Here is a 20,704-nt window from a genome sequence, read left to right as displayed (position 1 = left end):
CGCACCGATGCGATCGAAAAACTATCGGTCCAAGTTACCGGGCCAGCAGCGATCTCGCGCCCTGGACGATCTGTTCCTCGGAGACGAGCACGTGGTTGGCGGCCGGTCCGAGCGGCACGAACGAGTCCACGGCGGCCACCCGGCGGGCCACTCCGACATATCCGGCGTCCACGAGCGCGGCGATGACGCCCTCGCCGACCCCGCCCGAGCGTCGCGTCTCGTCGACGACGAGGACCCGGCCGGTGTCGGAGGCGTTCTTGATGATGTCACCCACCGGCAGCGGCGACAGCCAGCGCAGGTCGACGACCCGGCAGGCGACGCCCTCGGCCGCGAGCCGGGCGGCGGCCCGCAGCGACAGGCGCACCCCGTTGCCGAAGGTGATGATGGTCAGGTCGTCGTTGGGGCCGGTGCTGTACGCCCGGGCCCGCCCGATCGGCACGTGCAGCGCCGACCACTCGCTGGGCGGGGCGTAGTCCGCGAGCCACCAGTTGTCGCTCTCGTTGTGCAGGTCGCGGGTGTGGTACAGCGCGATCGGCTCCAGGAACACGCACACGCTGCCGTCGACGACCGCGCTGGCCAGGCAGGTGCGCAGCATCGCGGCCGCGTCCTCGGCCCGCGCCGGCGCGGCCACCACCAGGCCCGGGATGTCGCGCAGCACCGCGAGGGCGTTGTCGTTGTGGAAGTGCCCGCCGAAGCCGAGCTGGTAGGCCAGGCCCGCGACCCGCACCACCATCGGGTTGTGGAAGGCCCCCTGCGAGAAGAACTGCATCGTGGCCGCCTCGCCCCGCAGCTGGTCCTCGGCGTTGTGCAGGTAGGCGAGGTACTGGATCTCCGGCACCGGCAGCATCCCGGCCAGACCGGCGCCGAGCCCGAGGCCCAGGATGCTCGTCTCGTCCAGCAGCGTGTCGAACACCCGGGTCGCGCCGAAGCGGTCCCGCAGCCCCTTGGTGACCCCGTAGACGCCGCCCTTGGCCGCCACGTCCTCGCCGTAGACGACCATCTGCGGGTACGCCAGCATCGCGTCCGTCAGCGTGGCGTTGATGGTCTGGGCGAGGGTCAGCGGCCCGCCCTTCTCCGGCAGCTTCCCGCCGAACGCGGCGAGGCGGCTCGCCGGATGGCCGTTGCCGGTGCTGCGCGGGGTCCCGGAGACCGGCCGGATGGTGGCCGGCGCGGGCGTCGGCTCCGGCTCGGGCCAGTCCCCGTCGTCGGCGGCCGCGGAGAGCTCGGCGAACTCGAGGTCGTCGTCGAGCTCCCGGTCCTCCTCCTCCGGCTCCTCGTGCGGCTCCCCGAGGGGCTCGTCGGCGCCCAGGTGCGCGGCGGCGTCGGCGACGGCCCGGGAGACCCGCACCGGCCGGCGCGGGGCCAGCGGGGCGGTGACCTCGTTGGCGGAGGCCAGCTTCGGCTCGCCGAGCACCTCCTCGGCGACGCGGCGCACCTCCCAGCCGATCTCGTCGTAGCGGGTCATCAGCTCCGCCGGGGTGGCCACGCCCGCCTCGGCCAGCATCCGCGCCGTGTGCACGAGCGGGTCGCGGGCCAGGTCGGCGGAGATCTCCACGGAGGAGCGGTAGGCCATCTCCGCGTCGGCGCCGGCGTGGCCCATCAGCCGGATGGTGCTCAGGTGCAGCACGGCCGGGCGGCGGTACCGCCGCACCCACGCCGCCGCCTCCGCCGCCCGGTCGTAGGTTTCGGCCGCGTCGCAGCCGTCGGCCGCGTAGTACCGCAGGCCCGGCCGGCTGCTCAGCGCCGCGGCCACCCAGCCCTCGGGCGAGCGCACGCTGATGCCCAGCCCGTTGTCCTCGCAGACGAATAGCAGCGGCAGCTTCAGCCCGATGTGGTCGCACCAGCCGGCGGTGTTGAACGCGGCGGTGGCGGCCGCGTGGTTGATGGACGCGTCACCGAAGGAGCACACGGCGATCGCGTCGGCCGGCCAGCCGTGCCCGCCGCCGGGCGGGCTCAGGCGCTTGCCGCGGCCCAGCGCGTACGCCACCCCGACCGCCCGCGGCAGGTGCGAGGCGATCGTCGACGTCGTCGGCACCACGTGCAAATCGGCGTGGCCGAACACCTTGTGCCGGCCGCCGGCGATCGGCTCCCGGGCCGAGGCGACGACGCCGCGCAGCACGTCGCGGATCGGGTCGCTGCCGGCCACCTGGGCCGCGCGCATGCAGTAGAACCCGCCCGAGCGGTAGTGCAGCAGCGCCGGGTCGGTCGCCCGCAGCGCGGCGGCCACGGCGGCGTTCCCCTCGTGCCCGGCCGATCCGATGGTGTAGTACCCCGCGTCGAAGCTGCGCAGCCAGCGCGCGGCCAGGTCCAGGTGGCGGCTCGTCGACTGGGCGTCGTAGAGCGCTCGGGCCTGCTCGCCGGTCAGCGCGGTGTCCTCGCGGACGGGCTCGTCGAGGTCCCGCGCACCGGTCGCGGCGACGAGCCCGGCGAGCTCGGCACGGAACCGCTCGTCGAGATCCTGAGGGGTGGTCACGCTCGACAGCATGGCCGAAAACGGTCATCTGATGCCACCCACAGCAGGTGTACCGGGAGATTCCGGCCGTCCGGACGACCCGCGGACTACCGCTCGGCCAGCGCCCGGTACTGCGGCGAGGCCAGGAACCCGGGCAGCAGCAGCGCCGCGGTCACCCCCAGGTCGCGCTCGAGCGCCTCCTCGGGTGTGAGGAACACCATGGCCTGGCCCTCACCCAGCACGATGTCCTCCTGGCGGGCGTCGGTGGGCCCGCAGAAGACGTGCATCTCGACCTCGCCGTCGGCGGTGGTCACGGACGGGCGGGTGCGCACGAGGTACGGCTGGATCGCCCCGGCGTCGAGGCCCGTCTCCTCCCGCACCTCACGGCGGGCGGCTTCCTCCGGGGACTCCCCGTCCTCGATCTTGCCGCCGGGCATCGCCCACTGGTTCGGCGAGACCTTGGCCCGCCGGTCGCGGTGCTGCATGAGCACGCGCCCCTCGGGGTCGACCAGGAACACGACGGCGACTCGGCGCTCGATCACCGGCTCATCCTGTCATCCCCGGACGAAGCTGAAGCGGACCTGGCGTGTGCTGTTGTCGCCGTTCGGGTCCACCAGGCAGATCGACTGCCAGGTGCCCAGCGCGATCCGGCCGCCGACGACCGGCAGGGTGGCGTACGGCGCGACGAACCCCGGCATCACGTGATCGCGCCCGTGGCCGGGGGAGCCGTGCCGGTGCTGCCAGCGCTCGTCGGCCGGCAGCAGGTCGTCCAGGGCGCGCAGCAGGTCGTCGTCGCTGCCGGCGCCGGTCTCGATGATGGCCACGCCCGCGGTGGCGTGCGGGACGAACACGTTGAGCAGGCCGTCGCCGTCGCCGGCCGCCTCGCTGGCGAACCGCGCCGCCTCCTGCGTGATGTCCCGCACGACGGGGCGGGAGCCGGTCCGGACCGTGATGACCTCGGTGCGCATCGGTCCAGTCTCCCAGCCGCTCAGTCGGAATGGTGGTGGTGCGACGAGCCCGAGTCGCTGCCGCCCGGCGAGCCGGAGTCGCTCCAGCTCGACGACGAGCCGGAGTCGTGGTGGTGGATCGTGTGGCCGTGGCTCTGCCAATGCTCGTGCGAGGACGACCCGGTGGACGGGTCGGGACTCGTCATCGCCGCCGGCCCGGAAGGCCACGTGGGATCCAGCGGGCTGGGGGCGGGCGTGTAGCCGTCGCCGCCCCGGTTGTGCGCGCCCGCGCGGGGACCCTTGCGGAAGACGACCACCACCGTGACCACGATCGCCGTGGTCAGGGCCACGGTGACGATGCCGCACGGCAGCAGCAGCCACCAGGACGAATTCTCGGACACGGGCGGCACGGTAGCCGATCCGCGGGCCTGGGATACTCGTAATGTCGCGTCTGCGTCAAGAGGGACAGGCCACAGAAGTTACCGACCGGTATCGTGTCGAGCGTCGCAGTTGGCGTCCCGTAGGCGTGACGGACCGCACCGAAGCCAGGCAGGATGGACAAGGGCTCGTAGAAGGCCATGAACCATCGAGCCACACCCCGAGGCCACCCAGACCGGTCGCAGCGCCCGACGAGTCCCGCCGAGCACCACCCCGGTCGCTAGCTACCAGAAGGAACGCCTGTGTCCACCGAACGCAAGCGCCCGGTGATCAGCGACGGCCTACCGAGCCAGCTGCCCGACATCGACCCCGAGGAGACCAACGAGTGGGTCGAATCGCTGGACGGCGTGATCGACGAGCGCGGCACGAAGCGCGCACGGTACGTGATGCTGCGCCTGTTGGAGCGCGCCCGCGAACGGCAGGTCGGCGTCCCGCCGCTCACCACGACCGACTACATCAACACCATCGCGCCCGAGCGGGAGCCCTGGTTCCCCGGCGATGAGCACATCGAGCGGCGCATCCGGGCCTACATCCGCTGGAACGCCGCCATGCTGGTGCAGCGGGCCCAGCGGCCCGACGTCGGCGTCGGTGGCCACATCTCGACCTTCGCCAGCGCCGCGAGCCTCTACGAGGTCGGCTTCAACCACTTCTTCCGCGGCAAGGACCACCCGGGCGGCGGCGACCAGGTCTTCTTCCAGGGCCACGCGTCGCCGGGCATGTACGCCCGCGCCTTCCTCGAGGGCCGCCTGAGCGAGGAGCAGCTCGACGGCTTCCGCCAGGAGCTCTCGCACCGGGGGCTCGGCGGTGGCCTGCCCAGCTACCCGCACCCGAGGCTCATGCCGGGCTTCTGGGAGTTCCCGACGGTGTCGATGGGACTCGGCGGCATCAACGCCATCTACCAGGCGCGCTTCAATCGGTACCTGCACAACCGCGGTTTCAAGGACACGTCCGGCCAGCACGTGTGGGCGTTCCTCGGCGACGGCGAGATGGACGAGCCCGAGTCGCTCGGCGCCATCGGCGTCGCGGCCCGCGAGGAGCTGGACAACCTCACCTTCGTGATCAACTGCAACCTGCAGCGCCTCGACGGCCCCGTCCGCGGCAACGGCAAGGTGATGCAGGAGCTCGAGGCGTTCTTCCGCGGCGCCGGCTGGAACGTGATCAAGGTCGTCTGGGGCCGCGAGTGGGACCCGCTGCTGGCCGCCGACACCGACGGCGCGCTGGTCAACCTCATGAACGTGACGCCCGACGGTGACTACCAGACGTACAAGGCCGAGTCCGGCGCCTACGTCCGCGAGCACTTCTTCGGCCGCGACCCGCGCACCCGCAAGATGGTCGAGCACCTCTCCGACGACGAGATCTGGAACCTCAAGCGCGGCGGGCACGACTACCGCAAGCTCTACGCCGCCTACAAGGCCGCCACCGAGCACACTGGGCAGCCGACGGTCATCCTGGCCAAGACCATCAAGGGCTGGACGCTGGGCTCGCACTTCGAGGGCCGCAACGCCACGCACCAGATGAAGAAGCTGACCCTGCAGGACGTCAAGGACTTCCGGGACCGGCTGTACCTCGACATCCCCGACAGCGCGATCGGCGAGAACCCGTACGCGGTGCCGTACTACCGCCCGGACGACAAGTCCGAGGAGATGCAGTACATGCGCGAGCGCCGCGCCGCCCTCGGCGGCTCGGTGCCGGAGCGGCGCACCACGCACATCCCGCTGCAGCTGCCGGAGAGCTCGGTCTACGGCGACATCAAGCGCGGCTCGGGCAAGCAGAAGGTCGCCACCACGATGGCCTTCGTACGCATGCTCAAGGACCTCATGCGCGACAAGGGCATGGGCAAGCGCTGGGTGCCCGTCATCCCCGACGAGGCCCGCACCTTCGGCATGGACTCGCTGTTCCCGACCGCGAAGATCTACTCGCCGCACGGCCAGAACTACACGCCGGTCGACCGCGAGCTGTTCCTGTCCTACCGCGAGTCGACCTCGGGCCAGATCCTGCACGAGGGCATCAACGAGGCCGGCTCCATCGCCTCGTTCACCGCCGCCGCGACCAGCTACGCGACGCACGGCGAGCCGATCATCCCGGTGTACATCTTCTACTCGATGTTCGGCTTCCAGCGCACCGCCGACGGCATCTGGGCCGCGGCCGACCAGATGTCGCGGGGCTTCCTGCTCGGCGCCACGGCCGGTCGCACGACGCTCAACGGCGAGGGCCTGCAGCACGAGGACGGGCACTCGCTGCTCATCGCCGCGACGAACCCGGCCGTGGTGGCCTACGACCCGGCGTTCGCCTTCGAGATCGCGCACATCACCGAGAACGCGGTCAACCGCATGTACGGCGAGGCCCCCGAGGACCTCATCTACTACCTGACCGTCTACAACGAGCCGATCTTCCAGCCGGCCGAGCCCGCGGACGTCAACGTGGACGGCATCCTGCGGGGCCTGTACCGCTACCTGCCCGCCGAGGGCCCCGCGGACGGCCCCAAGGCGCAGATCCTCGCCTCGGGCACGGGCATGCAGTGGGCGCTGAAGGCCCAGAAGCTGCTCGCCGAGGAGTGGGGCGTCGCGGCGGACGTGTGGTCGGCGACGTCGTGGACCGAGCTGCGCCGCGACGCCGTACGCGCCGAGGAGCACAACCTGCTCCACCCGGCGGAGGAGCCGCAGGTGCCGTACGTGACCCGGGCCCTGCAGGACACGACGGGCCCGGTGATCGCGGTGAGCGACTTCATGCGCGCCGTGCCGGACCTGATCGCCCGGTGGGTGCCGAACGACTACACGTCGCTGGGCACCGACGGCTTCGGCCTGTCCGACACGCGCCACGCCCTGCGCCGCCACTTCCACGTGGACGCGGAGTCGATCGTGGTGGCGACGCTGCGCCAGCTGGCCCGCCGCGGCGAGGTCCCGGCCTCGGCTCCCGCGGAGGCGGCGAAGAAGTACGCGATCGACGACGTGAACGCCGCCCCGGTCGGCGAAACGGGCGGTGACTCCTAGGAGTCCCTCCGCCAGCACGGCGGCCGGGTGTTTTCCCAGCACCCGGCCGCTTTCGCAAATCGCAACGCATTCGTGATGACCCTCGATTCTTACTCTCAGCGACGAGGCCCAAGGTCAATTTTTTGGGTTCGGGTACCGTGGTGGTAGACCGGAACGCCGCCGCCAGACGCGCCTCGTCTCGTCTTGTGTCGTCTCGCTTTCGATCGCGCAGGCTTCGCTTTCGCCTTGTGATCGCTGCTCGGCCTCGCTCGTAACGCGCGCGGCCACGTGGGATTTTTCTGCGGGATCTGCGCCTGGGGGCTGCTGGCTCATCGGGGCTTCGGACCGTCGGACAACGGCCGGCGGGTGGCCCTGCGGGGAGGGCGCTTGTCGCGCGCAGGTTGTCGCTGTCGCCCGCCGCGGGCCTGTCCGGCGCTCGCTGCGGGCGGTTGCTCGCGCCGTCGGCGGGGCGGGGCCGCGGGTGGCCGGCGGGCCAGGCGAGACCGTGCCGCCAACGCAAGCGCGGGCGTGCCGTTGCGCCGAGCCCGGGCGTGGCCGTCGGGCCGGAATCTCGAGCGCGCCGTCCGCCGCGCCTGCACCGGCCGTCGTGGCGCGCCTCGTTCACGCAAGATCGTCGGCGCTCGCCGGCAGTCCGTGTGGCCAGGCGGGACGTGTGCGCACGGGTCGCGCGCCGCCGGCGGAGCCTGAACGCCGGCGGCGGGGGAGTGGCGACGTTTCGGCTGGATCGGTGCGCGCAGGCGAGGTGCCGACCGCCTGCCGGTGCGCGGCCTGTCGCCTGCGGACAACGCTCAGTGATGGGTTGATCACTGAATGTGGATGGCTCGCCGTGAGCTGGGCGCCGCCCAACGCCCGCTGCGCAGGTGCTCACCGTCGGGCCGAGCGGGGGGTGAGCCGAGGCGCGGCCCCCTGCCCCGGGGAGCGTGCGAGTCGTCCGGCGGCCCGGCATTCGCCGCGCCAGTTGCTCGCCGCCGCGGTGCGCCACGTTCACGCAAGATCGCCAGGCCTCGCCGCCCGCCGCTGTGTGCGTTCCCGCCGAACGCGCGGTCGCGGTGCGTAGCGGTCGGCCGCCGCCGTCGGGCCCTCGCCGGCGCGCCGCCGAAGGAGCCGAACCCGAGGTCGAAGCGGCAGGAACCGGAGCGAGTGCACGATCCGAACGATTCGGCGAATCACGATAAAAGCGCAAAAGTCCGAATCGAGGTAACGGCGACGGCAGGTGGCAGTAGCCGCGAACGCGAAAGCCCACCCGCGGTTGAGTAGTCGCCGCACCCGCTCGTGCGCACTGTCATCACGTAGGGCGACAACGATGCGACGAGCCGGACTACCTGGCCCTTCCGTGCCAACCCACCCGCAGAACGTCGATTGTCAAGACCCGCAACGGACCGATCCCACCCACCCGTCGGGTCGATGTTGATCAATCAAGTAGATCAACGCCAGGCTTTGAGTAGGTACCCTCAGCGTCCTTGAGTACTACGTTCGGATTACGAGGGTCGACCGTGAGGTCACAGTGACGCTACGTTGGGCACCGGCATGAATTCTGCACGTGAACATTTCCGTGAGAGAGCCGGTCTTGACGAACTCGACGCAGTCACGCACAGTCGCGCCGCAGGCGGGCACGCCCCGTCACGGTGCGCGCCTGCGCGTCGAGCATACGCACGGCGCGGCCGGATCAGGCGGCCGCCCGCCACATGGCGCGCCTTGGGCCCGCGCCCATCGCGTCCAGCATGAGGGCCTGCACGGCATAGGGCTCGGCCGGCCGCCAATGGTGCGCCTCCGGCGTCAGCTCCCACCGGACCCGCCCCCCGAACTGCGGACTCGGCGGGGCCGGAATCCACGACCCCTGCCCGTGCAGGACCACCCCGGCATGCGACGCGAGCTCCGGCAGCACCCCGTGCCCGGGCAGCACCAGGAACATCCAGCGATCCCCGGGCGCCACCGCGACCGGGCCGCGGGCGGCCACGAAGCCGTCGCCCAGCAGGGCGGCGCGGCCCAGGGCGCCGGGCACCTCCAGCACGTCGAAGGCGTAGCCGGTCGGCAGCAGCACCGTGTACGGGTGCTCGCGCCACAGCGACCGCACCGCCGACGGGTCCAGGGTGAGCGGATGCGGCGCCGGGTGGCAGCCGACCGTGGGGCAGCCCGGGCGGCCGCAGTCGAAGCGGCGCTCCCGCAGGTGCCGCCCGGCGTGCCGTCCGACCAGGTAGGCGCCCGGTCGCACGGGCCAGCCGTGCTCGGCGTAGCGGGTCGCGGCCTTCCGGAGCCGCGGGTGTTCCCAGAAGATCATGACCCTCTCCTGCCAGGCGAGATCACTCGAAAGTGCGCACAAAACCACGTCGCGTTACCGGACGCGTTGTGCGTCGTTTTTCTCTGCGACGGGGGTTGCAACTTGCACATCGGAACGTATGAGCGAACGGCCGGTACGGACCGCACAAATCGTGCGATTTCTCTCGGCCGGGTGACCTCCGGAGGTGAGCGACGTGGATGAGTTGCCCATCGGCCGTCGGGTGGCCTACTGGCGGAACCGGCGCAAGATGTCACAGCAGGTCTTCGCCGACCGGCTGGGCAAGTCCAAGAGCTGGGTGGACAAGGTCGAGCGCGGCGTGCGCCGGCTCGACAAGTTCTCCGTCGTCTACGAGATCGCCGACGTCCTGCAGCTGGACGTGCAGATCCTGCTGGGCCGGGACCCCGAGCGCCGCCCGGACAGCATCAACTGCGTCGACCAGATCGAGGTCGAGGAGATCCGGGCCGCCCTGGAGCGCTACGACCAGATCAGCGCCTTCTTCTACGCGCCGCCGGAGCCCCCGCCGCTGCCCGAGATGCGCAAGGCGGTCACCCACGCCTGGCTGTCGTACCAGCACGCGAAGTACGGCATGCTCGCCCGCACCCTCCCGAGGCTCCTGCGCGAGGCCCAGGCCGCCGACACCGCCTACAGCGAGGGCAACCAGGGCGAGGAGGCCGCCCACCTGCTCGGGCAGGTGTACCAGATCGCCTCGAGCGCCCTGCGCAAGCTCGGCGAGCACGAGCTGTCCTGGCTCGCCGCCGACCGTTCGATCGCCGTGTCCCAGCGCGCCGGCGACCAGCTGCTGGCCGGCACCGCCACCACCCGGGTCGCCTGCGCGCTGCTCTCCCTCGGCCGGGCCCGCCCCGCCCTGGAGATCAACGTCAACATCGCCAACCGGCTCGCCCCCGGCTTCGCCGGCAACGACACGAGCCCGGAGCGGCTGTCGGTCTACGGCCAGCTGCTGCTGCAGGGCGCGATGGCGGCCGCGCGCATCGGCGACAGCGCGACCGTGCGCGACCTGCTGGCCGGCGCCGAGGAGGCCGCCCGCGGCATGGACGGCGACGCCAACTACTACTGGACGTCCTTCGGCCCGACGAACGTGAAGCTGCACCGGGCCGCCGCCGCCGTCGAGCTCGGCGAGGGCCGGGTGGCGGTGGAGGTACACCAGACGCTCGATCCGGACGGGTTCAACGCCCTGCTGCCCGAGCGGCGCGCCCACCACTTCCTCGACCAGGCCCGCGCCCAGGCGCTCATCGGCGACATCGACATGGCCAGCGAGATGCTGCTGGAGGGCGACCGGCTGGCGCCGTCGGAGATCCGCTGCCGCCCGCTGGCCCGCGAGGTGCTCAGCGACGTCCTGCGCCGCACCAGGGGTGCCCCGTCGGCCCCGGTGGCCGAGCTCGCGGAGCACATGAGCGTAGGGGTCTGAAAAGTGGTCTGAACGGGCTCGCCGCAAGGCAGAATGCCCGCATGTCACGACCCGTTTTGTACGCCGTCGTGTGTGGCTCGCCCGCCACCGCCGGCGTTGGCAATCTGGTCTCGCTCGCCCAGGAGCGTGGCTGGGACGTCTGCGTGGTGGCCACGCCGGACGCCCTCAAGTGGATCGACATCCCCGGCCTGGTCAAGCAGACCGGCCACCCCGTGCGGCACCGCTACAAGTACCCCGGTGACCCCGACATCCTGCCCGCGGCCGAGGCGATGATCGTGGCGCCCGCGACCGTCAACACCGTCAACAAGTGGGCCGCCGGCATCGCCGACACGCTCGCGCTCGGCCTCGTCGTCGAGGGGCTCGGGCTCGGGCTGCCGATCGTCGCGGTGCCGTACACCAACCGCGCCATGGCCGCCCACCCCGCCTTCGGCGAGTCGATCGAGCGGCTGCGCTCCTGGGGCGTCACCGTGCTCTACGGCGACGACGTGCTCGAGCTGCACCAGCCCGGCATCGGCGAGACGCGCACCGACTTCCCGTGGCGCCTGCCGCTGGACGCGCTGGAGGCGCACCCGTCCGTGCAGGCCCAGCGCATCACGGGGGGCGAGCCGGTGGACTAACGTTACGCCGTGCTTGTCGCCGAACTCGTGAAGCTGCTCGAGCAGCGCTACCCGCCGGAGTGGGCCGAGGACTGGGACCGGGTCGGGTTCGTCCTGGGCGAGCCGGACGCGACCGTGACCCGCGTGCTGCTCGCCGTCGACTGCGACCCCGCCGTCGTCGAGGAGGCCACGCGGGCCGGTGCGCAGTTCGTCTTCACCCATCACCCGCTGCTGCTGCGTGGCGTGTCGAGCCTGGCGCCGACGACGTACAAGGGCCGTATCGTGCACCGGATGATCCGCGAGGGCATCGCGCTGTTCACCGCCCACACGAACGGCGACGTCGCGAACCCGGGGGTGTCCGATGCGCTGGCGGCGAGGCTCGGGCTGCTGGACGTACACCCGCTGCGCCCGGATCCCCGGGCGCCCGAACGCGGTCACGGGCGCATCGGCCGGCTCCCCGAGCCGATGACCCTGGCGCGGTTCGCCCGGCACGCGGCGGCGCAACTGCCGGCAGCGGCGGCTGCGGTACGGGCGGCCGGCGACCCGCACGCCCTGGTCGAGACGGTCGCGGTGTCCGGCGGGGCGGGCGACGCGTTCCTGGCCGACGCCACCCGCGCCGGCGTTGACGCATACTTGACCGCGGATCTGCGCCACCACCCGGCGCAGGAGCACCTCGCGAACGGCGGGCCGGCCCTCGTCGACGTCACCCACTGGGCGTCCGAGCGCCCGTGGCTGGACGACGTCGCGGCGTTCCTGCGCGCGGAGGCCGGCGTGCAGACCATCGTGTCCGATGTGGACACCTCACCCTGGGTGCTGTTGGAGGAAGACGACTCGTGAAGGCCGATCCGGAAGACCAGCGCCGCCTGCTCGATCTCCAGGCGATCGACATCGCGCTGACCCAGCTCGCGCACAAGCGCAAGGCCCTGCCCGAGCACGCCGAGCTCGACTCGCTGGCCCGCGAGCTGTCCACCTTGGAGGATCAGCGGGTCCGCGCCCAGGTGGCCGTCGACGACCTCGACCGCGACATCGAGCGGCTCGAGAAGGACGTGGAGCAGGTCCGCTCGCGCAAGGACAAGGACCAGTCCCGCCTCGACGCCGGCACCGGCCCGTCGCGCGAGCTGGAGGCCCTGCAGCACGAGATCGCCACCCTGAACCGGCGCCAGTCCGAGCTCGAGGACGCCGAGCTGGAGCTCATGGAGCAGCGCGAGACCGCGCAGGGCGCCCTCGACGAGATCGTCGGCCGGCTGGAGGCGGCCCGGGCCACCCGCGCCGCGGCCGAGCAGCGCCGCGACGAGGCCCTCGCCGCGATCGCCAAGGACGAGGAGTTCCGCCGGTCCGGGCGGCGCCCCCTCGCCGCCGACCTGCCCGCCGACCTGGTCGGGCTCTACGACAAGATCCGCGAGTCCAGCGGCGGGATCGGCGCGGCGATGCTGCGCCACGGCCGCTGCGAGGGCTGCCGCATCGAGCTCTCCGGCGGCGACAAGGCCCGCGTCAAGGCCGCCCCGCCCGACGAGGTCGTGCGGTGCGAGGAGTGCCGGCGCATCCTGGTGCGCACCGCCGAGTCGGGGCTGTAGCCGCATGCGGGTGACCGTCGAGGCGGACGGGGGATCGCGCGGCAACCCGGGGCCGGCCGGCTACGGCGCGGTCGTGCGCGACGAACGCGGCGCGGTGCTCGCCGAGCGGCTCGGGGCGCTCGGGGTGACGACGAACAACGTCGCGGAGTACAGCGGCCTCATCGCGGGGCTGAAGGCCGCCCGCGAGCTGGGCGCCGACGAGGTCGACGTGCGCATGGACTCCAAGCTCGTCATCGAGCAGATGGCCGGGCGCTGGCAGATCAAGCATCCGGGCCTGCGCCCCCTGGCCGAGGAGGCGCGCGGCATCGCGCAGGGCTTCGCGCTGGTGCGGTACGGCTGGATCCCCCGCGAGCGCAACAAGGACGCCGACCGCCTGGCCAACGCCGCGATGGACGGCGAGGTCAAGGAGGTCACCGAGCCGGCCCGCCGCTCGTGGTCGCCGCCCGCGACCGGCTCCCCGCTGCGCATGGTGGTCATCCGGCACGGCGAGACCCCCTACACGGCGCAGAAGCGGTACTCGGGCCGCGGCGACGTCCCGCTCTCCGACCTCGGCCACGAGCAGGCCGCCCGCGCCGCGGCCCGGGCCCGGGAGCTGGCGCCGGACCTGGCCGCGGTCATCTCCTCGCCGCTGCAGCGCTGCCTGGAGACGGCGGCCGCGCTCGGCGACGTGCCGCTGATCGTCGAGGACGACCTCATCGAGTGCGACTTCGGCGAGTGGGAGGGCCTCACCTACGCCGAGGTCCACGAGCGCTACGCGGCCGAGCAGGAGCGCTGGCTCGCCTCCACCGCCGTCCCGCCGCCCGGGGGCGAGTCGTTCCAGCAGGTCGCCATGCGTGTGCGGCGGGCGGTGCGCAGCCTGCAGGACCGCTTCGACGGCCGGCAGATCGCGGTCGTGAGCCACGTGACCCCGATCAAGCTGATGCTGCGCGACGCGCTGGCCGCGAGCGACTCGTTCCTGTTCCGGCTGTACCTCGACCCGGCCGGCGTCTCCCTGCTGGACTCCTGGCCCGACGGCGGGGTCGCGGTGCGCTCGGTGAACGAGACCGCGCACCTGTCCTAGAAGAAGGCGCGATACAGCAGCACGCACCCGACCACGGTGCCGAACACGACGATGAGCGCCTTGAGCACGGCGCTCGGCAGCCTCCGGGCGAGCCGGGCGCCGGCGTAGCCCCCGACGAGCGCGGCCGGCGCGACCACGGCCACGTCGGCCCAGTCGACCGGCCCGAACAGCCCGAACGCGAGCACCCCGACGAGCCCGCCGACGGCCGAGATGACGTTCTTGAGCGCGCTCACGCGGGCCATCGGCTCGTCGAGCACCAGCCCGAGGGCCGCGACGAGCATGACGCCGAGGGCGGCGCCGAAGTACCCGCCGTACACGGACCCGAGGAACACCATCGCGTGCAGGCCGAGCGCCCGGTGGCGCCCGGACAGCTCCCGCGGGTGCCCGACGAGCCGCCGCAGCCGGTCCTGCAGCGCGAGGACGGCCGCCGCCCCGAGCACCAGGAACGGCACCACGTAGTCGAACGCCGCGGCCGGGGTGAGCAGCAGCAGCGCGCACCCGAGCGCGGCCCCGGCCACCGCCGTCGGCACGAGCCGCGGCACCCGCGCGCGGGGGAGGTCCGCGCGGCTGCCGTAGACGGAGGAGACGTACCCCGGGAACACGGATGTGGTGTTCGTCACATTGGCGGCGACGGGCGGGAGCCCGGTGGCGATCAGCGCCGGGAACGTGATGAGCGACCCGCCGCCCGCGATCGCGTTGACCGTCCCGGCCGCCAGCCCGGCGACGGCGAGCAAGGCGATGTCGGCCGGTTCCATGGTCTGACTACCATAGTCAGCACGACGGACGAGTCGACCGGGCGGCCGCGTCGATGCCGCTGGCATCGCCGAGGAACGTCCGGGCTCCACAGGGCAGGGTGGTTGTTAACGGCAACCCGGGGCGACCCGCGGGACAGTGCCACAGAGAGCAGACCGCCCGGCTCGGACGAGCCGGGTAAGGGTGAAACGGTGGGGTAAGAGCCCACCAGCGCCCCGGGTGACCGGGGCGGCTAGGTAAACCCCACCCGGAGCAAGGTCAAAAGGGCCGGCGCCCACGGGCCCGGCCTGCGCAGGCGTTCGAGGGCGGCCCGCCCGAGCCTGCGGGTGGACCGCTGGAGCCTGCCGGCGACGGCAGGCCGAGATGGATGGCCGCCCCCTGCCGCGAGGCGGGGACAGAACCCGGCGTACAGGTCGACTCGTCCGTCGCCTTCCGTGCCCGGGCCACTGCATGTTTCAGCCCGTTTTCATCGGTTTTCACTGCGCAGAACACCGTTTCCGGATGCGCAGCGTGAGGACGCGGAAAGGGCGCTGAAAGGAACTTTAAGATCGGCTTTGGCTCCTTGACCCCTTTCGATGGGGTGGCCGAGCATTTCCGCGGTACGGCCGGACGAAGCGGCCGTCGGCGTGAACGGAGTGCCCGGTGCGGCGCAAAAGCATTGTCGTGTTGGTGGCCACCGCGGTCGCGGCTCTGGTCGTGACCCCCATCGCGCTCGCCCGGGCCGGCGAGGGCGACGGCGACGCCGGGCACCCGAGCGCCCGCGGCAGCGCCGGTCCGCCGCCCGGGCTCGCCCCCGGGCACATCGACATGACGGGCGCGACCCCGCTGACCCGCGACGGCGAGCAGCAGCTCGGTTTCGAGGGCGTGAGCGTGCCGGGGCTGGCCAGCTGCCGGGACTACAAAATCCTCAACCTGGCCGCGAACCGGTACATCGCGGAGGAGCAGGGATTCGGCGGCGCGAGCCACAACATGCTCCGCGCGCGCACCGCGCCCGGGTCGACCGGCACGTGGGAGATCTTCAAGATCTGCTCCGACGACGGCGGGCACACGGTGTTCCTGCAGGCGCCGTCGGGGTACCTGGTGACGGCGGAGTACGGGTACACCGGCAAGAACTTCGGCATGCTGCGCGGCCGCGGCGAGTGGGCCGACGTCTGGGAGATGTTCGACGTGTGGACCGACGCGGGCAAGTACTACCTGCGCAACGCCCAGCGCGGCACGTACTTCACCTGCCGCCTCGACTACACCGGCCAGTACTACGAGGAGATGAAGGCGACGGGCGCCGCTCCGGGCAGCTGGGAGGCGCTCTGGTTCGACCCGCTGTAGAACCCTCAGCTGCGGCCCCGCGCCGCCGACGACAACCGCATGAGGACGAGCCCGAAGGTGCTGATGGTCCTGCTGCTGGGGGCCGCGGCGGCGCTGCCGTCGTCGCAGGCGTACGCGGCGTCGCCGAAGCGGTACGTCAACTGCGCCGCCCTCCAGCACGACTTCGCGCACGGCGTCGCCCGCGCCGGCGCCACGGACCGGGTGAAGGGCAGGACCAGGCCCGTCACGAACTTCACCGTGAACCCGGCCGCCTACACCGCCAACAAGCGCCTCGACGCCGACGCGGACGGGATCGCCTGCGAACGACGCTGAGAGCAGCGCCATGGCTCGGGTCCGCGGTGGTGCGGACCGTCGCTCCCGCCAGGCACCGTTCGGCCCTGGCGGGCCTCTCTGCCAGGTCCGCGGTCGGTCGAACCCGGGCCGGGCCGTCGAGCACCGCTCGTCGACGGCCCGGCGTGGGCCGCGGCCTCACCCGAGGCGGGCGAGGTCCTCGAAGTACGTCGGGTAGGTCTTGGAGACGCACCGCGGGTGCTTGATGCGGATGCCCGGCACCCGCAGCCCGAGCAGCGCCAGGCTCATCGCCATGCGATGGTCGTCGTACGTCTCGAAATCCGTCGGCGCGATCGCCCCCGGCCGCACCGTGAACCCGTCGGCGTCCTCGGTCGCGTCGAGCCCGGCGCGGCGCAGCTCGGTCACGATGGCCGCGATCCGGTCGGTCTCCTTGCGCCGGATGAAGTCGATGCCGGTGACGACGGTGGGGGAGTCCGCGAACGCGGCCACGGCCGCGAGGGTCTGCGCGGTGTCGGAGATGTCGGCCATGTCGACCTCGATGCCGTGCAGCTCGCCGGTGCCCGTGACCGTGATGCGCCCGGCGGTCCGCTCGACCCGCGCGCCCATCCGCTCCAGCAGGTCCGCGAAGCGCACGTCGCCCTGGAGGCTGCCGGTGCCGAGGCCCTCGACGCTCACCCGGCCGCCGGTGATCGCGGCCGCGGCGAGCAGGTAGGACGCGGCGCTGGCGTCGGGCTCGATGGCGTAGTCGGCGGGCCGGTACGCCCCCGGCCGCACCGTGAGACCCTCCACCGTCACGCCGAACGCGGCCATGACGGCGGTGGTCGACTCGACGTAGGGCACGGAGACCAGCGGCGAGGTGAGCTCCACGGTGAGCCCGTCGGCCATCAGGGGCCCGGCCATCAGCAGTCCGGAGAGGTACTGGCTGGAGATGTGCCCCGGCAGCGCCACCTTCCCGCCGGCCACCGGACCGGTCGCGGCGACGGGCAGGTATCCGGGCCGCCCCAGGTCCTCGATGTGCGCCCCGAGTTCGCGCAGCGCGTCCACGAGCGGGCCGAACGGGCGCGCCCGCAACTGCGGGTCGCCGTCGACGACGCCGCGCGCCGGACGCAGCGCCGCGGCGGGCAGGATGAAGCGCCCGGTGGTGCCCGACTGGCGCGCGTCGATGCGGACCTCGCCGGTCGCGGAGCGCGGGTCGATGCCGTCGACGAGCACCGTCTTCGCGGCCTCGTCGACGGCGACGGTCGCGCCCAGCGCCTGCACGGCGCCGAGCATCGCGTGGGTGTCGTTCGCGAAGAGCATCCCCGTCAGCGTGCTGCGCCCCGGCGCGAGGGCGGCGCAGATGAGCGCGCGGTTGGTGATGCTCTTCGAGCCGGGCGGGCGCAGGGCGACGTCGGGCGGCGCGGTCAACGGCGTGACGGCGAGGACGTCCGGCAGGTCATCGGCATGGAGGCTCACGCTTCGATTGTCCCGCAGCGGGCTCGCGGCGCTGACCCGGCACCCCGCCCCGGCCCTCGCCGCGCCCGCCATCCGCCGGGCTTCGCGGCCCCGTCGCGCCGCGTCCGTTGCCGGGCCGGGCGGCCGGCGCCACCGCACCGATCGCACCCGGCGCCGGCTCGCCCGCGGCGCCCGCCGTTTCCGGGGGTCGCGCCGACGTTTCCGGCGGGTCGCGCCGACGTTTCCGGGGGGTCGCGCCGACGCCCGCAAGACGCCGCCTCCGGCCCGGCGAGTGGCGGCACCCGTCCACGGTGGACGATCCCCGCCGCGGCCCCCGGCACCGCCCTCGTTCGCCTCCGAACGAGGATCGCCGGGTCGACCTTCCGACTCGAATGTGTTTCCTCCGTTCGGCTCACCCGCGGGTGAGAGTTGCCACACGAAGCCGGTGTAACTCCCACAATCTCCTGGGATTCCGGAACCCCGTCATGATCGCGGATTCCTTGCCCGGCAACGCATTTCGCCCGCATTCGGATCCGCACCGCGACTGCGCCCGGCCGCACCGGCACGACCCGGACCCTTGTCAGGCGGTTGCGTCTACTGTGGAATCTCAACAAGCTATTTGCCGGTTTCGGTGGCGCATGTTTCATTTGCGGTGCACAGTGATGTCATGAGCAGCAGCGGTGCTGAGCGGTACTACTGGTGCCTTTCTCACCAACGGGTCGAGTCCGAGGACAACATGTGCCCGGGAAGGGATCGCCTCGGACCGTACGACTCGGCGGCGGCAGCGGAACAGGCCCTCGCTACAGTCCATGAACGCAACGAGGCGTGGGACGCCGAAGACGAACGGTGGGAAGGCAAGCACTAGCAAAGCGCCGGAGCCCGTGGCGACCGCGAACCGCCCGGACAGCCGGCTCCCCGAAACACCCGACCACCCGCACAACCCAACCGCGAACATCCCGCAGGACGCGGGAGAACTCCTCCAGGAGGACCACGATGGCCGCAGCTAAGAAGGCCACCACCAGATCGGCCGCAGCGCGCGCGGCCGCGACGACCGCGGCGGCCTCGGCCCCCGCGACGACCGAGCAGGCCCCCGCCAGGGCCCGCAAGACGGTCGCGGCCGGCTCCCCCCGCCGTGCCACGACCGCGGCCGTGACGCCGTCCGCCGCGACGGGAACGGCGACGACCGCCGCCAAGCCGCGTGCGACCCGCTCCACGGCGAGCAAGACGAGCACCACGCCCGCCGCCGCGAAGACCACGGCGGCGAAGCCGGCCACCCCGGCCGCCGGCAAGACGACCGCGGCGAAGCCGGCGACCCCGGCCGCCCGCAAGACGGCGGCGTCGGGCACGGCGACCCCCGCGGCCCGCAAGACCACGGCGGCCAAGACGGCGACCCCGGCGGCGAAGTCCACCGCGGCCGCGAAGCCGGCGACCCCCGCGGCCCGCAAGACCGCGGCGGCCAAGACGGCGACCCCGGCGGCGAAGTCCACCGCGGCCGCGAAGCCGGCGACCCCGGCCGCCCGCAAGACCGCGGCGGCCAAGACCGCGGCCCCGGCGGCGAAGTCGGCCCCGGCGGCGAAGAAGACCGCCGCGGCGACCAAGTCGACGGCGGCCGCGAAGAAGACGACCACGGCGAAGGCGACCCCTGCTAAGACGGCCGCGAAGTCCGCGACCGCCGCCAAGTCCACCACGGCCGCGAAGTCCACGGCCGCGAAGAAGACGACGGCGGCGAAGGCGGCCCCGGCCAAGTCGGCGGCGACGAAGGCCACCGCGACGAAGGCCACCGCGTCCAAGTCGACGGCGGCGAAGAAGACGGCCACCGCCAAGGCCACCCCGGCGAAGGCCGCCACCAAGACGGCGGCGGCGAAGAAGACGACGGCGGCGAAGGCGGCCCCGGCCAAGTCGGCGGCGACGAAGGCCACCGCGACGAAGGCCACCGCGGCCAAGTCGACGGCGGCGAAGAAGACCGCGGCGTCGAAGGCGGCCCCGGCCAAGGCCGCGAAGACGACGGCGGCCAAGTCCACCGCCGCCAAGTCGACGACCGCCGCGAAGTCCACGGCGGCCAAGTCCACCGCCGCCAAGTCGACGACCGCCGCGAAGTCCACGGCGGCGAAGAAGACGACGGCGAAGGCGGCCCCGGCCAAGTCGACCGCGACGAAGGCGACGGCGGCCAAGTCGACGGCGGCCAAGTCGACGGCGGCGAAGAAGACCGCGGCGTCGAAGGCGGCCCCGGCCAAGGCCGCGAAGACGACCGCGACCAAGGCCACCGCCGCCAAGTCCGCGACGGCCGCGAAGAAGACGGCCCCGGCGAAGGCCGCCACCAAGTCGACCGCCGCGAAGTCGACGGCGACCAAGGCGGCCGCCAAGTCGACGACCGCCGCGAAGTCCACGGCGGCCAAGAAGACGACGGCGGCGAAGGCGGCCCCGGCCAAGTCGACCGCGACCAAGGCGACCCCCGCCAAGTCGACGGCGGCGAAGTCCACCGCGGCGAAGTCGACCACGGCGAAGGCCACCCCGGCCAAGTCCGCGGCGAAGACGACCCCGGCGAAGTCGGCGGCGACCAAGGCGACGACGGCGACGACGGCGAAGGCCACGAAGGCCGCCGCCACGAAGCCGGCGGCGACCAAGGCCACCGCGAAGGCGACCCCGGCCAAGACCGCCGCGACGAAGACGACGGGCACCAAGGCCACGGCCGCGAAGACGACCGCGGCCAAGGCGACCGCCGCCAAGTCGACGGCGGCCCCTTCGACGGCGGCCAAGTCGACGGCGGCCAAGAAGACCGCCGCCCCGCGCAAGGCCCCGGCCAAGAAGGCCGCCGCGACCACGGCCCCGGAGACGACGACGGCCGCCGCGACGACCACCCCGGCCGAGCCGGCGACCCAGCCGGCCGCGGCCGCCGAGGGCGGCCTGGCGGCGGAGACGGCCCCGGCCGAGGAGACCGCCGCGTCGGAGTCGATCCCGGGCCGCGAGAACGGCAACAACCCGGAAGAGGCCGCGAGTATGACGGCCGAGGACTGGGCCACCCTGGCTCGTCCGTAAGTCCCGCAGAACGGCCGGTTCGAGCCTCCGCGGCGAGAACCGGCCGTCCTCGTTCCGAGCCAGTCCGGCCGGTGCGCCGACGAGCGCGCCGGCCGTTCGCGTTCCC

The 20,704-nt window shown here is 72.9% G+C and carries 16 protein-coding genes and 1 other RNA gene; 9 read left to right on the top strand and 8 right to left on the bottom strand.

The features are described from left to right. Window positions 1–34: 34 nt before the first annotated feature. The 4 genes from ACQP1P_RS39970 to ACQP1P_RS39955 all read right to left on the bottom strand — a co-directional run bounded on the left by ACQP1P_RS39970 (window position 35) and on the right by ACQP1P_RS39955 (window position 3,800). On the bottom strand, window positions 35–2,485 hold the full coding sequence (locus tag ACQP1P_RS39970) for a transketolase C-terminal domain-containing protein (protein WP_433079367.1): 2,451 nt from the start codon (window positions 2,483–2,485) through the stop codon (window positions 35–37). 74 nt (window positions 2,486–2,559) lie between these two features. Next, window positions 2,560–2,994: an NUDIX hydrolase gene (locus ACQP1P_RS39965; RefSeq protein WP_433079365.1), complete on the bottom strand. Its 435-nt coding sequence runs from the start codon at window positions 2,992–2,994 to the stop codon at window positions 2,560–2,562. A 12-nt stretch (window positions 2,995–3,006) separates the two neighbouring features. Then, window positions 3,007–3,420: a YjbQ family protein gene (locus ACQP1P_RS39960; RefSeq protein WP_433079363.1), complete on the bottom strand. Its 414-nt coding sequence runs from the start codon at window positions 3,418–3,420 to the stop codon at window positions 3,007–3,009. A 20-nt stretch (window positions 3,421–3,440) separates the two neighbouring features. After that, window positions 3,441–3,800 carry a hypothetical protein gene (locus ACQP1P_RS39955; protein ID WP_433079361.1) on the bottom strand — a complete coding sequence of 120 codons (360 nt, stop codon included), beginning with the start codon at window positions 3,798–3,800 and terminating at the stop codon, window positions 3,441–3,443. 279 nt (window positions 3,801–4,079) lie between these two features. Between ACQP1P_RS39955 and aceE the strand changes: the two genes are divergently transcribed. Next, the gene (gene aceE / locus ACQP1P_RS39950; protein ID WP_433079359.1) at window positions 4,080–6,827 is read left to right on the top strand and encodes a pyruvate dehydrogenase (acetyl-transferring), homodimeric type; all 2,748 of its coding nucleotides are present in this window, start codon (window positions 4,080–4,082) and stop codon (window positions 6,825–6,827) included. A 1,666-nt stretch (window positions 6,828–8,493) separates the two neighbouring features. On the opposite strand, the gene ACQP1P_RS39945 is transcribed toward aceE, so the two are convergent. Further along, window positions 8,494–9,105 carry a bifunctional DNA primase/polymerase gene (locus ACQP1P_RS39945; RefSeq protein ID WP_433079357.1) on the bottom strand — a complete coding sequence of 204 codons (612 nt, stop codon included), beginning with the start codon at window positions 9,103–9,105 and terminating at the stop codon, window positions 8,494–8,496. Between the two features lie 193 nt (window positions 9,106–9,298). Between ACQP1P_RS39945 and ACQP1P_RS39940 the strand changes: the two genes are divergently transcribed. Genes ACQP1P_RS39940 through ACQP1P_RS39920 form a run of 5 tightly spaced genes read left to right on the top strand, consistent with a single transcriptional unit; the run spans window position 9,299 to window position 13,761 of the window. Beyond that, window positions 9,299–10,531, top strand: a complete 1,233-nt coding sequence (locus tag ACQP1P_RS39940; protein WP_433079355.1) for a helix-turn-helix domain-containing protein — start codon at window positions 9,299–9,301, stop codon at window positions 10,529–10,531. A 41-nt stretch (window positions 10,532–10,572) separates the two neighbouring features. Next, a complete protein-coding gene (locus ACQP1P_RS39935; RefSeq protein ID WP_433079353.1) occupies window positions 10,573–11,148 on the top strand; it encodes a flavoprotein in 576 nt (191 codons plus the stop codon). Between the two features lie 9 nt (window positions 11,149–11,157). Next, window positions 11,158–11,964: a Nif3-like dinuclear metal center hexameric protein gene (locus ACQP1P_RS39930; RefSeq protein ID WP_433079351.1), complete on the top strand. Its 807-nt coding sequence runs from the start codon at window positions 11,158–11,160 to the stop codon at window positions 11,962–11,964. Next, the gene (locus tag ACQP1P_RS39925) at window positions 11,961–12,701 is read left to right on the top strand and encodes a zinc ribbon domain-containing protein (RefSeq protein ID WP_433079349.1); all 741 of its coding nucleotides are present in this window, start codon (window positions 11,961–11,963) and stop codon (window positions 12,699–12,701) included. The genes ACQP1P_RS39930 and ACQP1P_RS39925 overlap by 4 nt, the downstream gene beginning before the upstream one ends. Before the next feature lie 4 nt (window positions 12,702–12,705). After that, window positions 12,706–13,761, top strand: a complete 1,056-nt coding sequence (locus tag ACQP1P_RS39920) for a histidine phosphatase family protein (protein ID WP_433079347.1) — start codon at window positions 12,706–12,708, stop codon at window positions 13,759–13,761. Here ACQP1P_RS39920 and ACQP1P_RS39915 read toward each other — a convergent pair. Continuing rightward, complete coding sequence (locus ACQP1P_RS39915; protein WP_433079345.1) at window positions 13,758–14,516, bottom strand: sulfite exporter TauE/SafE family protein; 759 nt, start codon at window positions 14,514–14,516, stop codon at window positions 13,758–13,760. The two genes, ACQP1P_RS39920 and ACQP1P_RS39915, sit on opposite strands and share 4 nt — an antisense overlap. A 29-nt stretch (window positions 14,517–14,545) precedes the next feature. On the opposite strand from ACQP1P_RS39915, the gene rnpB reads away from it, so the two are divergent. From rnpB to ACQP1P_RS39900, 3 genes are all read left to right on the top strand, one after another. Then, window positions 14,546–14,939, top strand: an RNA gene (gene rnpB, locus ACQP1P_RS39910) — RNase P RNA component class A. Between the two features lie 244 nt (window positions 14,940–15,183). After that, a complete protein-coding gene (locus ACQP1P_RS39905) occupies window positions 15,184–15,837 on the top strand; it encodes a fascin domain-containing protein (RefSeq protein ID WP_433079343.1) in 654 nt (217 codons plus the stop codon). A 39-nt stretch (window positions 15,838–15,876) separates the two neighbouring features. Then, complete coding sequence (locus ACQP1P_RS39900; protein WP_433079341.1) at window positions 15,877–16,149, top strand: excalibur calcium-binding domain-containing protein; 273 nt, start codon at window positions 15,877–15,879, stop codon at window positions 16,147–16,149. Window positions 16,150–16,305: 156 nt separating this feature from the next. Here the strand turns inward: ACQP1P_RS39900 and aroA are convergent, their stop codons facing one another. Both aroA and ACQP1P_RS39890 read right to left on the bottom strand, forming a co-directional pair. Beyond that, window positions 16,306–17,583 (bottom strand): 3-phosphoshikimate 1-carboxyvinyltransferase, encoded by a 1,278-nt coding sequence (aroA, locus tag ACQP1P_RS39895; protein WP_433079339.1) that lies wholly within the window; start codon window positions 17,581–17,583, stop codon window positions 16,306–16,308. Between the two features lie 779 nt (window positions 17,584–18,362). After that, window positions 18,363–20,582 (bottom strand): hypothetical protein, encoded by a 2,220-nt coding sequence (locus ACQP1P_RS39890; protein ID WP_433079337.1) that lies wholly within the window; start codon window positions 20,580–20,582, stop codon window positions 18,363–18,365. Window positions 20,583–20,704 lie beyond the last annotated feature (122 nt).

Origin of the sequence: Dactylosporangium sp. CA-052675 (assembly GCF_050947935.1) — a bacterium.
In the GTDB taxonomy this organism is placed as follows: domain Bacteria; phylum Actinomycetota; class Actinomycetes; order Mycobacteriales; family Micromonosporaceae; genus Dactylosporangium.
The sequence above is the reverse complement of the archived record's forward strand: the minus strand, read 5'-3'. Positions and strand labels throughout refer to the sequence as shown.

Bases quoted from the DNA above. Each gene is read 5' to 3' on its own strand.
- ACQP1P_RS39970 (WP_433079367.1), bottom strand. From the start codon at position 2,485: ATGCTGTCGAGCGTGACCACCCCTCAGGATCTCGACGAGCGGTTCCGT.
- ACQP1P_RS39900 (WP_433079341.1), top strand. From the start codon at position 15,877: ATGAGGACGAGCCCGAAGGTGCTGATGGTCCTGCTGCTGGGGGCCGCG.
- ACQP1P_RS39945 (WP_433079357.1), bottom strand. From the start codon at position 9,105: ATGATCTTCTGGGAACACCCGCGGCTCCGGAAGGCCGCGACCCGCTAC.
- ACQP1P_RS39935 (WP_433079353.1), top strand. From the start codon at position 10,573: ATGTCACGACCCGTTTTGTACGCCGTCGTGTGTGGCTCGCCCGCCACC.
- ACQP1P_RS39920 (WP_433079347.1), top strand. From the start codon at position 12,706: ATGCGGGTGACCGTCGAGGCGGACGGGGGATCGCGCGGCAACCCGGGG.
- ACQP1P_RS39915 (WP_433079345.1), bottom strand. From the start codon at position 14,516: ATGGAACCGGCCGACATCGCCTTGCTCGCCGTCGCCGGGCTGGCGGCC.
- ACQP1P_RS39960 (WP_433079363.1), bottom strand. From the start codon at position 3,420: ATGCGCACCGAGGTCATCACGGTCCGGACCGGCTCCCGCCCCGTCGTG.